We start from the raw sequence: 12,610 nt of genomic DNA on the forward strand, positions 1-12,610 counted from the left end.
AGCGCGGCTTCAGGGCGCGTCGGGATCCATGTCCGGCGCGCGCCCCAGCAGCAGCGGCGACACGAGCCGGCTCTCCGGGTGCATGCGCAGCAGCGTGTGGATGACGCCGCCCAGCCCCGCCATGAGCCCGGGTGAGAAGGCGTCGCGCGCGAGCCCCGCCACCGGGCCGCGCGCCTCCAGCCCGGAGATGAGCTCCGCGTCCAGCACCTCCCGGTCCGGCCCGAGCGGCGCCGAGGACAGCCGCCGCGCCGTCTCCAGGAGCTCCCACAACCCCAGGTCGCCGTGGCACAGGGTGTGGGTCCAGCCGAAGCCCTCGCGCACGGCCGCGGCGCGGGCCCGCTGGAACAGGTCCCCGTAGCGCGCGGCCCCGGTACGAGCGAAGAGGTCCGCCGCCGCCAGGCCGATGCCCGTGCTGCCGTGGCACCAGGTCGTGAGCTGATCCGTGGCCTCCGGGCGGCGCAGGTCCGTCCAGTTGCCCAGCTCCGGCCGGTAGAGGCCATCCACGAAGTCGAAGGCGCGCTCGGACAGGCTGCGCCACCGCCGCCGGTCCGCCGCCGTCCCCGCCGCGCTCAGGCCCAGCCGCGCCAGCGCCCAGGCGATGCCCGCCGTGCCGTGCGCGAAGCCGCCGATGGGCTCGGGGAACATCGACGTGGACCACCGCGCGTCGCCCCCCGCGCTCCGCGCCGTGTCCTCCAGCCGCCGGCCCGCGTGCGCCGCGACGTCCAGCCACTTCGACTCGCCGGTCTGGTCCACCAGGTTGAGCATCGGGACGATGACGCCCGCCACGCCGCCCAGCACCTCCAGCAGGCCGTCCGCGTCCAGCACCTGGGGCGTCAGCGCCACCGCCCGCTCACGGGCCCGGTCCAGCGCGCCGGGCACCGTGCCCAGGTCATGCAGCGTGGACCAGATCCACACCTGCGACGCGAGCCCGGAGAAGCCGCCCGGCTGCTTCACCGGCACCCGGTCCTCCGTGGCGCGCAGCACCGCGAGCGCGCCGTCCAGCAGCTCGGGCAGGCCGTCCACCGCGTCCGCGCGGCCGTGGCCGACCTCGCGCAGGTACTGGGCCAGCACCACCGCGACGCCGCCCTGGCCGCTGTAGTGCTCGGCGGAGAGCGGGCGCACGGCCCAGCCGTACTCGGCGAGCACCGGGCTGATCCACGTCGCCGTCCCGTCCGGTCCCCGCACGGCCGCGTCGCTCACGCGGCGGACCAGCTTGGACAACTGGGCCCGGCGGCGCGCGTCCAGACGTTCCCGGCGCGCGGGCGTGGCTGGCGCGGGGACGCGAGGAGGCACGGCCTTCTCGTTGAGGTACGCGCTGATCAGCGTGCTCTGGATGGTCATCTCCTCCAGGGCCTCATCCACCGACCGCCAGGCCTCCAGCGCGGTGTCGATTACGCTCCGGGTCACGGGCTGGGTGAACACGGGGATGTCCCCCACGCACAAGTCCGCCAGCTCCTCGTCGATGACGGGCGTCGAGGACGGCGCGCCGGGGGACACGTCGGCGTTCTTGCGCATCACGTCCCGCGCCCGCGCGTAGGCCCGGGGCGCGTCGTACAGCGAGGCCGGGTGCCAGAGCATGCGCAGCAGCTCCGCGTACGTCTGCGTGGGCCGCAGGATGCGCCGGACCACCGCGCCCGTGAACGGATCCAGCAGCGGGCGCAGGCCTCCGTACGCGTCCAGCGCCTTCATGCGCGCGGTCAGCTCATGGAAGCCCTCCACGACCTGGTCCCAGTGCCGTGCGAGCACGGGGTCCGGGCTGGGGTGGTTCATCGCATGCGGGCGCTCCATCAGCGTCATGCCCAGGTGGGCGGCATCCGTGCCACCCCCGACGATGAGGGGCGCCGGGACGCGCGGCTGCTGTCCCGGAAGCGAACCCGCCGCGGAGATGTCCAGGCCGCCCAGGCCCGGGCCTCCGCTTCGCACGGGGAGCAGGCCCGTGCGCAGGACGGTGCCACGGATGGCCTTCGCGGCCAGGTCCACCGCCAGCCCGCGCTCGGCCAGAGGCACGGGCGGGTCGGGGGTGAAGAGGCTCTCCACGTCCACCACCACGGGCACCGGCCCGTGCGCGATGAGGTTCTCCGAGTGCAGGTCCGTGCCGCCCAAGAGGCGCATCACCGCGAGCCAGTGGCCCAGGTTCCGGTAGAAGCGTCCGCGCTCGGCTTCGTTCGCGCAGAAGCGGTGCTCCACGAACTCCGCCCAGCCATAGCCCGCGCGCACCAGCACGGCCGGCACGCGGATCCGCGTGGGCTCGGCGTCCGGCGCCAGCACACGCGCGAGCAGCCCCTCCAGCGCGCGATCCACGCGCATGCACCGGGGCTTGTAGAGCACCGAGCCCTCTTCCAGGTCGAGCAGCGCCACCGTCTGGCCGCCCCGGTGGGCATCCCCCTCTCCCAGGCGCAGGCGCTTGAGCGCGCCGCGAGGACGGCCGGGCAGCTCCACCAGCGACTCGCGATCCGCGACGAACCGGTCCGCCAGCCGCAGCACCGCCTGGGTCTGGAGCCGGCCCAGCGTCGCCAGCCGGTCCAGGAGCGGCGGGTAGCGTTCGCGCAGGTGCGCGTGGAAGCCGGAGGTGCAGGCGTGGTCCAGGAACTGCGCCCACCGTCCCGGCGAGTCCGCGGCGTCGAGCCGTCCTTCCAGCGATGCGGCGTGCAGCTCCAGCAGGAGCACGCGGTTGAGCTTGAGCTGGGCGCTGAAGCCCAGCGTCTCCCGGGCCGCGGCCTCCACCACGCCGCGCTCCGCCGGGGAGAGTCCCTCCATCCGCGACAGCCGCTCCGCGAGCGAGTCCAGGTGCGGTGCCAGCAGGACGTTCACGGGGCGCGCGAGCCATCCCTCGGGAGGGACCTCGGCAGCCATCGACGCTTCCTCGTGGACCATGAGGGGGGCTCCCAGGGGGTGTGGGGAACGGCGGGAAGTCCTCCGGCACCGCGCACGGCGCCGGAGGGGAGATTCATGCGGACGGGGGTCCGCGATGGATCAACAGCAGAAGGCAGTGCTGGAGGCGCTGCAGCTGCTGCAGCCCGTGTCCGCGACGAGGTTGGACTCCGTGAGCGCCTGTTCCGTGCGCGCACCTCCCACGAACACCGGGCCCGCCGGGTTCGTCATGCCATGGGACTCCTCATCACCGGACAGCCAGCCCTGCACCACATCCTGGACCGAGGCCTTCTTCGTCATGAGTGCTCTCCCTCGCGGCCGGGCGCGCATGGCGAGGGGTGCCAGACGTGCCGGACGCGGAATGGACGTGAACACAGACACACCCTCCAATGCCAGACGCGGCAGGTCAAAGTCATACGCAGCACAGTCTGACTTGTTGAGGCGTGAGGGATTGCCACGACGCCGCTGCCCGAGGGGACGAGGAAGCTGTGGACCAGAGGACACGCCAGCCCCGGGGTCGGAAGGCGAGCCCGCCACGCGACACCCCCGGCTCACGAACGCCGAGGGCTCGACAGCCGGGCCCCTGTCCGCTCTTTCCAGGTCAGCGGGGAGGCCTAGTATGACGAGGAGGAGGTGAACGTGAAGGACTCCGTCCCCAGCCCTGACGACCCGCTGGTCCTCAACGGCATCGACGGCGTCACCGGGCAGTACCTGGTGCCGCCCATCGCACTGCCCGCGGCAGCGGAGGTGGCGGAGCCCGGTGCCAATTCCGAGGCCTTCGAGGCATGGCGGAAGTGGCTGCGCTTCAATCCCACCCGGGCCGGCATGGACCTGGCCTTCGACATCAACCGGAACGACTACACGGAGGCTGGCTGGGGCGTGGTGTTCGCCGAAGCGACCCCAGCGGATGTCCGCAAGGCCCTGGAGCCGCTCATCGCCCACCGCCATGGCCGGGTGACGGATGCCAACCGGGCCCATGTCCTTACCTACAAGGACGGAGAGACGGCGGAGCAGTTCCTGGAGCGCAACGGCGCTGCGCTCGGGGACATCGAACCGGAGTGCATCCCCTACTACCTCCTGCTCGTCGGCGGACCGGACACCATCCCTTTCGACGTCCAGCACTCGCTGTCCCTCACCTACGCCGTCGGCAGGCTGTCGTTCGACACGCCCGGGGAATACGCCCGCTACGCCGAAAGCGTCGTGGCGTATGAGACGGACGCGGGCGTCGCCAGCCACCGGCTGGTGAGCGGCTGGGGGCCCCGCCACCTGGGAGACCGCTCCACGGAGCTCAGCGCCGACCACCTGGTCCTGCCCCTGTTCCGGGGCGCGGACGTGGATCAACCTCCCGATCCCAAGAAGGGGCTCGCGGCGAAGGTCCGCTACGCCAGCCGGGATGCCATCGAGGACGATGCCACCAAGGACTGGCTGCTCTCCCAGCTCCACGGCCGTGCGGAGCGGCCCGCGGTGCTCTTCACCGCCTCCCACGGCGTCGCCTTCTCCGCGAAGGATCCACTCCAACGCTCGAGCCAGGGCGCGCTGCTCACCCAGGACTGGACCGGCTTCGGCGCGATGGCCCCCGCTCACTATGTGGCGGCGTCGGACATCCAGGACGACGCACGGCTCCATGGAGTGGTGGCGTTCTTCTTCGCCTGCTTTGGCATGGGCACGCCCGCGCACGACGAGTTCCCGCTCAATGCCTCACGCAGCGGCGAGGCGCTCGCGAGTGTTCCCTTCATCTCCGCACTGCCTCGGCGGCTCCTGTCCCATCCCGGCGGCGGCGCACTCGCGGTCATCGGCCACGTGGAGCGGGCCTGGGGCTTCTCCATCAAGCCCCTGGGCAAGCTGAAGCCCACCCTCCATCCCTTCCAGAACACGCTCTGGAAGATCATGTCAGGCATCCCGGTGGGCCAGGCCCTGCGCGACTTCCGGGACCGGTTCTCCACCGTCAACAACCTCCTGCTGGTGCACCTGGATGCCAACACGACCCGGGGAAAGCTCGCCCCTCGCGAGCTGATCCACCGGTGGATCGAACGCAACGACGCTCGCAACTACGTGGTGCTCGGCGATCCCGCCGTGAGCATCCGGCACAACGACCTGCAGGCGCTTCCCTGAAAGGAGCATCGACCCATGCGAACGCTCATTCTCAGCGACCTCCACCTCGGCAACGGAGGCCCCTACGACATCTTCGCGGGCGCCGCCGAGCTGCCCGCCCTCCTCGACTCCTTCACCCGCACGCCCACGCACGTCGTCCTCAACGGGGACAGCTTCGACTTCCTCCTCAATGACGACCCGCTGGCGGTGGATCCGCAGCGGACGCTGGAGCAGGCCCGGGCGCTGGTGACGTCCGCGACGACCGCGCCCGCGCTGATGGCGCTCGGACGGGTGCTGGCCGCGGGGGGCCGGGCGACGATGGTGGTGGGCAACCATGACCTGGAGCTGGCGCTGCCGGACGTCCAGGGGGTGATCCGCTCCGCCTTGGGCCAACCGCCCGACGTCGCTTCGCGGCTGGAGTTCCGGGACGGCACCGCGCCCCTGCAACTGGACGTCGGCGGGTCGCGCGTGCTCGTCACGCACGGTGAGCACACCGACGTGGCGAACCGCATCGACTACGACTCGCTCCTGTCGCCGGAGCGGGCGAACCGCTTCCGGTATCCGCCGGGCTCCGTGCTGGTGAAGACGCTGCTCAACCCACTCAAGCACCAGCACCGCATGCGGTACATGGACCTGCTCAAGCCGGACTTCGAGGGCGCGGTGATGGTGGCGCTCGGCGTGAAGCCGGACGCGCTCAAGGTCCTGTTCACGGCCGGGACGCTCACGCTCATCCGCCGCCTGCTGGAGAACCGCGGTCTCGCGCCGGCCTTCGCGCTGGAACCCATGGACGCGGTGGGCGCGTCGGATGCGGACGCGCACCTGGCGCGCAGCCTGGCGCGGGTGGACCTGAAGGACGACGAGGTGGACGCGCTGTTGTCCGTGCTCGACCCGGAGAAGCTCAACGCCTTCGACAACCCGGAGGCCCTGGGCCGCGCCCGGCTGAAGCTGGCCAGGGCGGGCTTCGCGCTCTACGCGCGCCTGCACCGCGCCGTCGCCGGCAGGAGCGGCACGGACTACTTCGCGCTGGAGCCCGGCCAGGCCGAGCTCGCGGAGACCGCGCGGCTGGGCAGGAAGTACAGCCCCCAGGCGGTGGTGATGGGCCACACGCACGCGGCCCGCTGGCACGAAGGCACGGGCCCCCTCTACGCCAACACCGGCACGTGGATCTCCCTCCTGCAACTCCCCGCTCCGGACGCCTCCGACGAGGAATGGGGCGAATACCTCGCGGAGCTCCAGGTCAATCCATCGCTGGACCCGGCGAAGCAGAAGCACGCGAAGCTGGAGCAGCGCTTCACCTTCGTGGAGGTGGAGCCCCACGCGTCCGCGAAGGGCGCGACGCTGCGACTGTCACAGTGGACGGCCCAGGGCCCCAAGACACTGCGCAGCGCGGAGCTTCCGTCCGCGAGCTGAAGCTCAGCGCGAGAGCTGGGGGCGGTCCGCCACGGCGGACAGCACGCCGTGCAGCACGGTCAGCAGCACGGCCACCCCGAGCATGTACGGCGCGATGAGCTGAAGCCCTCCGAGTTCCGCGAGGATGCCCGCGAGGCTGGGCAGCGCCGCCACGCCCGCGGTCGCCGCGCTGACCTGGAAACCCACCGCGTGGGCGGAGACGTCCAGCCCCACGCGGCGCGGCGTCTCCGACATCAGGGCCGGGAAGATGGGCGCCAGCGCGAGCCCCAGCAGCGCGAGCCCCAGGGCGGGCGGCACCGACGGAATGGCGAACAGGAGCGAGCCCACCACCGCCAGCACCGTGCTCCCGCGCAGCATGCGCACCGGGCCGAGGTGCTCGACGACGAAGCCCGAGAGAATGCGCCCCACCAGCAGGCTGCCCCAGTAGAGGCTCACGCAGGTGCCGGCCGCGGCGGTGTGCAGGCCCCGGCCTTCCGTCAGCACCGTGAAGCTCCACTGGCCCGCCGTCACCTCCAGGCCCGTGTAGACGAAGAACGTGAGGATCTGCAGCCACACGCGCGGACGGCGCACGGCCTCCATCGCGGACGCGGTGGGGACCTCCGCCGGTGCCACGTCACCCTGGGGCCTCTCTGCCGCCCCCCACTTGCGGCGCAGCACCAGGAACGTCAGCGCCAGCGTCCCCAGCACCCCAGCGAGGACGGCATAGCCCGTCCGCCAGCCCGCGCCCCGCGCGAGCAGCGCGGTCATCAACACGGGCCCCGTCGCGGCGCCCACGCTGTAGGCCGCGTGCAACCAGGCCATGTGCTTGGGGCCGAAGTTCTGGGCCGCGTAGTTGTTGAGCGCGGAGTCGATGGCGCCGGAACCGAAGCCGATGAAGCAGGCGGCGGCCAGGAACAGCACGAACAGGGGCACCGTCGCGTAGCCCGTGAGTCCCAGCGCCACCGAGCCCGTGCTCAGCGCCAGCAGCAGCCCCAGGTTCAGCGCCCGCATCAGCCGGCCCGCGAGCAGCCCGGAGATGAAGTACGCGACCGCCGCCGTCCCGAGGATGGAGCCCATCATCGCCTGCGACAGCCCGAACGTGCTCCGCAAGGAGGGCCACGCGACCCCCAGCACCGCGTCCGGCAACCCCAGGCTGATGAAGGCCAGGTAGGCAAGCGCGAGCAGCACGGGACGCGGACGGGGCACGGGCGGTGACGGGTTCACGCGGCGCACCCTAGAACGCGGTCGTGCATCTCGTCGGTCACAATCACCAGCCCGGTCTTGACCTTGACACCGGTGTCAGGCCCTAGCGTCGGGTTCCAGGAGAGCAGGATGAACATCGGAGAACTCGCCCGGCGCACGGGCAGCAGCGCGCGCTCCATCCGCCACTACGACAAGGCCGGGCTGATTGCCTCCCACCGCCGCGACAACGGCTACCGCGACTTCGACGAGGCGGCCGTCCCCCAGGTGATGCAGGTGGCCCGGATGATCCGCCTGGGCTTCTCCCTGGAGGAGATCGCCACGTTCCCGCGCTGCATGCTCCGGCAGGTCACGGACGCCATCTGTCCGGAGGCGCTCGCGGCCCATCGGGAGCGGCTGGCGGAAGTGGAGCGGCAGCTCTTCGACCTCGCGCGCCTGCGCGAGCGCCTCCTCGCAGTGCTTCCCCCCAACAACGATCGAGTCCCCCATGAACCGTCGTGACGTGATGAAGACCGCCCTGCTGGGCACGGGCCTGCTGCCGGGAGTCGGGCTCGCGGCGACGCCCGTGAAGGCGCCCCGCAAGACGAGGACGTTCCTGCTGGTGCACGGCGCGTGGCACAACGCCCTGCACTGGACGCGCGTATCGGAGGCCCTGTCCGCGAAGGGGCATCAGGTGGTGGCCATCGACCTGCCCGGCCACGGCCTCAACGCGCGCTTCCCCGCGTCGTACCTCACGGGTGACACGGCGCGCTTCAAGGAGGAGCGCTCGCCCCAGGCGGAGGTCACGCTGGAGGACTGCGCGGACGCGGTGGTCGCCGCGATGGAGAAGCTCCAGGGCGGTCCCAGCAAGCCCGTGCTCGTGGGCCACAGCGCGGGAGGCACCGTCATCACCCGAGCGGCGGAGAAGGCCCCGCATCTCATTGGCCGGCTGGTGTACCTGAGCGCGTTTGTCCCGCTGCGGCTCCAGAGCGCCAGCCGCTACGGCGCGCTGCCCGAGGCCTACACGCCCTATGGCGCTGCCCTCTTCATCGGCGATGCCGCGAAGCTGGGCGCGGTGCGGATCAACCCGCGAGGAGACGCGAAGTACCTGGAGGCCCTGCGCGCGGGCTTCTACCACGACGTGGACGAAGCAGCCTTCCTGCCCTTCGCGCTCACGCTCACGCCCGACCTCCCGGTGTCGCTGTGGACGAGCAACGTCGGAGCCACGAAGGGGCGCTGGGGCCGCATCCCCCGCAGCTACCTGCGCTGCGCCCGGGATCGCGCCATGCCCCCCGAGATCCAGGACCTGATGATCCGCGAAGCGGACGCCCTCACGCCGGGCAACGCCTTCACCGTGGCCACGCTGGACACGTCGCACTCGCCCTTCGCGTCCCAGCCCCAGAAACTGGCCACGCTGCTGGACGGCCTGAGCTGATCCAGCAGCGTCGTGTGTCGGTGCCGGCCGATACCGTGCCGGCATGACACCTACAAACAAGGCATCACGGAGTCGCTTCACTGTGCTGTTGGCCGGAGCGCTGTCTCTGTCCGCATGTACCGAGGGTGCCATTGGCTCCGCGGCCGGCGTACGCAGATGGGTGGGACCGCAGGTCACGGTCCCAGGCGGCGGGCAGTTCAGGACGAACATCTTCTACGGCCCTTGGCAGTGCAGTCCGCAGCTCATGGACTACTGCCGCGATAAATGCTCCGGAGAGGGATACGCCCTCCAGGGCTGCATCTGGCTCGCGGACGTGAAGATGGACTTCGACGGCAACGTGTACCGAGCTGGGAGCCGGTTCGGCATCACCAACTGCTGCTGTAACTACCCACCGCTGAGCGTCAGCCAGAACGCAACGGCACGGAACCGATGGGAGTCCATCCGGGATGGATTCCGCGAGCGATGGGCGGAGAAGTTCGGTCAATGGCCCACTGACGCCAGCGGGAACAACTACCCGGCCCACCACATCCGCGACCTCAAGCACGGTGGCAACCCGACTGACTGGGACAACATCATCCCCTTTCCTGCCGACCTCCATTCGGGCCTGAATCAGGTCTACAACCAGTGCTACGCAGCTCAACCCCCATGGACGAGCGTCGGGGTCAGCCATCCCTACGGAGAGTAGCCACGTGCCGACGATGACCGAGCTTCTCGACGCAGTGGCAGCCCAGCACTTTCCGCATCCGTCCGCGACGGAGGCAGCGGTCGATGCGTTCGAGCATCGAATGGGATGGCGCCTGGATCCGGACCTGCGCGCTTTCTACTCGCGATTTGATGGAGCAAGGCTGTTCCGCGGCTCCAACGCGCCGTACCACATCCTGCCGCTCGCGGAAGTGAGGCGCGCGCGGGTCGTCATGTCCCAAGCCGACACCGATGCGGCGGGTCCCGCGGATTGGTACGCGGTGTGCCAGCTCCAGGACAGCAACTACGCGCTCCTGGACGTGAGGCAACAGACGCATGGGCGCTATTCCCTCCGCGACGGTTACCGCGAGGGCTTTCCCGACCCCTATTACTGCCCCGTCATTGCCCACTCGTTCGCGGAGTTCCTCGAGAGCGCATTGGCGTCAGGTGGGCGGTCCTATTGGTTGAAGGCCCTCGAAGAACAAGGTGAGTGACCTCAAGACGGCTTGTGATCAGAAGATGGACAGGCCAGTCAGTGTCGTGAACCGGTCCAGCGCCTCCACTCCGGCCACCGAGTTGCCCCGCGCATCCAGCCCGGGGCTCCAGACACACAGGCCGCAGCGGTTGGGGATGACGGCGATGATGCCTCCGCCCACGCCGCTCTTGCCGGGCAGCCCCACGCGGTAGGCGAACTCCCCTGCCGCGTCGTACGTGCCGCAGGTGAGCATCACCGCGTTGACCTGCTTGGCCTGGCTGCGCGTGAGCAGCCTCGCCCCGTCCGCGCGCTGCCCGTGACGCGCGAGGAAGCCGCAGGCCCTCGCCAGGTCCGCGCAGCTCATCGCCAGCGAGCACTGCCAGAAGTAGTGCTCCAGCACCTCCGGGACGGCACATTCCATGTTGCCGTAGCTCGCCATGAAGTGGGCCAGCGCGCTGTTGCGGTGGCCGTGCTGCGCCTCCGACGCGGCGATGACCGGATCGAAGTCCACCGACGGGTTGCCGCTCTCCGCGCGCAGGAAGTCGCGCAGCGTGCCGCGCGCGTCCCCGGTGAGGCGCTGGAGGCGGTCCGTGATGACCAGCGCGCCCGCGTTGATGAACGGATTGCGCGGGATGCCCTGCTCGTACTCCAGCTGCACCAGCGAGTTGAACGGGTTGCCCGATGGCTCCTTGCCCACGCGCTTCCACAGCGCATCCCCGTCCCGCGCCAACGTGAGCGCCAGGGTGAAGACCTTGGAGATGCTCTGGATGGAGAACGGCTCACGCCAGTCCCCCACGCCGTACACGTCCCCCTCCACCGTCGCGAGCGCCATGCCGAAGCGGTGGGGATCCACCGCCGCCAGCGCCGGGATGTATGTCGCCACGCGGCCCTGCCCCAGCACCGGCCGCACCGCGTCCCAGACCTCCGACAACACCGCCTGGTAGTCCATGTGCCGCCATCCTCGTCCGGAACGCGCGAGGGGGCTTTCAGAAAATCCGCGCCACGGTGTCTCCTGGGGCATGCGCCTGTTTTCCACCACGTTCCTGGCCCTCTGCCTCCTGGGCACCCTCCCCACCGCGTGCTGCAGCAATCCCAGTCCGTCCACGAACTCCTGCCAGACCCCGGACGAGACGCCGACGGACCCTGGCTCCGTCCAGGTGACGAAGCTGGGCTCCGGCGAGTTGAAGGCCGCGGGCCAGACGTGGCCGTACCAGTTGCTCAAGCTGGAGGTGCCCGGCCGCGCCGCCACCTATGCGCAGTGGTTCCCGCCCCGGAAGCCGGGCGTCTCCCCCGTGGTGATGATCACCAGGCCCTATGACGGCATCGCGTGGACGGGCGAGGCCGTGGACGCGAAGTGGGCCGCTCGCGGCGCCGGCATCCACCCGGACGACAGCGAGCCGCACTTCGGGCCGGGCTCCTCGCCCATCGCCTACACGCCCACCACGCCGGAGACCATCGCGAACGAGGCCTTCGTCTACCTCTTCCATGACTTCGGCGTGCTCAACGTCTTCGGCCGCTTCTACGCGGGCGGCGATCTGCAGAACGACCGCGACGACATGAACGCGGGCCTGCGCTTCCTGGCCGAGGCCCCCAACGTGGACACCACGCGCATCGGCATCTTCGGCTTCTCGTGGGGCGGCTACGAGGCGCTCTACGCGGCGGCGGATGCTCCGGCCACGGTGGTGCCCAGCGTGGGTGTGGCCCTGGCCCCGCTGTCCGACTTCGCGCAGGAGGTGGACTACGTGGGCCGCGTCGTGCCGTCGCGCGTGAGCGCCCCGGCGATGCGCTCGCGCTATCAGCAGTTCTTCGAGCCCTACTTCCGCCGCATCCACGCCACCACCGGCGGGGACCCCGGCTCGCCCGGGTCGGACTACACGCGCTGGACCGCCGCCCACCTGGCCAGCACGGTGCAGACGCCGTTCCTCATCCTCCACGACGAATGGGACACCCTCATCCCCGTGGAGCACACGCGCGCGCTCGTCTCCCAGGACCCGCGGCGCTTCACGGCGATGTACTTCCAGAACCTCGCGGCCGTGGACTGGAACACCCTGCCCCCGGACCACGGGCCGCTGATCGCCACGCACGCCAGCGTCATCATCACCCTGGGCGTGGGACACCTCGTCGTGAAGCTGGGCGCGGCGGAGCAACCCCTGTTCATCCCCCACGCGCAGGGCACCGTGCGCGCGTGGCTCCAGGGCGTGCGAGCCGCCCAGGCGCAGGGCCGTGACGTGAGCGACGTGGTGCCCCGCCTGCTGGAGCTCACCGACCCGCGCGTCCAGATGCTGGAGGCCTCGCAGGGCACGCTCCAGACGGGCGCCGCCTTCGTCGCCCAGGCGCTCAACGCCGTCTGGGGCACGACCTTCACGGAAGCCAACGTGCGCTCCGGCCTCGCTCCTGGCCTTCCGACGCCCTGAGTCAGCGCACGCCGGCCCGTCTCCCAGGCCACCGGAAACGCGAGCGTGTCGATCCGCGCGCGGCCCATTCGTCGC

At 70.9% G+C, this 12,610-nt stretch carries 11 protein-coding genes; 7 read left to right on the forward strand and 4 right to left on the reverse strand.

What is annotated here, in order from left to right:
- Positions 1–9: 9 nt before the first annotated feature.
- Both JYK02_RS33895 and JYK02_RS33900 read right to left on the reverse strand, forming a co-directional pair.
- On the reverse strand, positions 10–2,853 hold the full coding sequence (locus JYK02_RS33895) for a type 2 lanthipeptide synthetase LanM family protein (protein ID WP_242589507.1): 2,844 nt from the start codon (positions 2,851–2,853) through the stop codon (positions 10–12).
- Between the two features lie 120 nt (positions 2,854–2,973).
- Positions 2,974–3,171 (reverse strand): DUF6229 family protein, encoded by a 198-nt coding sequence (locus JYK02_RS33900; RefSeq protein WP_207057058.1) that lies wholly within the window; start codon positions 3,169–3,171, stop codon positions 2,974–2,976.
- Positions 3,172–3,510: 339 nt separating this feature from the next.
- Here JYK02_RS33900 and JYK02_RS33905 point away from each other — a divergent pair, with 339 nt between their 5' ends.
- Both JYK02_RS33905 and JYK02_RS33910 read left to right on the forward strand, forming a co-directional pair.
- Complete coding sequence (locus JYK02_RS33905) at positions 3,511–4,983, forward strand: C25 family cysteine peptidase (protein ID WP_207057059.1); 1,473 nt, start codon at positions 3,511–3,513, stop codon at positions 4,981–4,983.
- Between the two features lie 15 nt (positions 4,984–4,998).
- Positions 4,999–6,372 (forward strand): metallophosphoesterase, encoded by a 1,374-nt coding sequence (locus JYK02_RS33910; RefSeq protein WP_207057060.1) that lies wholly within the window; start codon positions 4,999–5,001, stop codon positions 6,370–6,372.
- A 3-nt stretch (positions 6,373–6,375) separates the two neighbouring features.
- Here the strand turns inward: JYK02_RS33910 and JYK02_RS33915 are convergent, their stop codons facing one another.
- A complete protein-coding gene (locus JYK02_RS33915; RefSeq protein ID WP_347402646.1) occupies positions 6,376–7,575 on the reverse strand; it encodes an MFS transporter in 1,200 nt (399 codons plus the stop codon).
- A gap of 108 nt (positions 7,576–7,683) precedes the next feature.
- Between JYK02_RS33915 and JYK02_RS33920 the strand changes: the two genes are divergently transcribed.
- From JYK02_RS33920 to JYK02_RS33935, 4 genes are all read left to right on the forward strand, one after another.
- On the forward strand, positions 7,684–8,052 hold the full coding sequence (locus JYK02_RS33920; RefSeq protein WP_207057062.1) for a MerR family transcriptional regulator: 369 nt from the start codon (positions 7,684–7,686) through the stop codon (positions 8,050–8,052).
- Positions 8,039–8,965, forward strand: a complete 927-nt coding sequence (locus JYK02_RS33925) for an alpha/beta fold hydrolase (RefSeq protein ID WP_207057063.1) — start codon at positions 8,039–8,041, stop codon at positions 8,963–8,965. The genes JYK02_RS33920 and JYK02_RS33925 overlap by 14 nt, the downstream gene beginning before the upstream one ends.
- 313 nt (positions 8,966–9,278) lie before the next feature.
- A complete protein-coding gene (locus JYK02_RS33930; protein WP_242589508.1) occupies positions 9,279–9,650 on the forward strand; it encodes a hypothetical protein in 372 nt (123 codons plus the stop codon).
- 13 nt (positions 9,651–9,663) lie between these two features.
- A complete protein-coding gene (locus tag JYK02_RS33935) occupies positions 9,664–10,140 on the forward strand; it encodes an SMI1/KNR4 family protein (RefSeq protein ID WP_207057137.1) in 477 nt (158 codons plus the stop codon).
- 18 nt (positions 10,141–10,158) lie between these two features.
- On the opposite strand, the gene JYK02_RS33940 is transcribed toward JYK02_RS33935, so the two are convergent.
- A complete protein-coding gene (locus JYK02_RS33940) occupies positions 10,159–11,070 on the reverse strand; it encodes a glutaminase (RefSeq protein WP_207057065.1) in 912 nt (303 codons plus the stop codon).
- 70 nt (positions 11,071–11,140) lie between these two features.
- Between JYK02_RS33940 and JYK02_RS33945 the strand changes: the two genes are divergently transcribed.
- Positions 11,141–12,535 (forward strand): alpha/beta hydrolase family protein, encoded by a 1,395-nt coding sequence (locus JYK02_RS33945; RefSeq protein ID WP_207057066.1) that lies wholly within the window; start codon positions 11,141–11,143, stop codon positions 12,533–12,535.
- Positions 12,536–12,610 lie beyond the last annotated feature (75 nt).

The sequence above is a fragment of the Corallococcus macrosporus genome (genome assembly GCF_017302985.1).
Taxonomy (GTDB): Bacteria; Myxococcota; Myxococcia; order Myxococcales; family Myxococcaceae; genus Corallococcus; species Corallococcus macrosporus_A.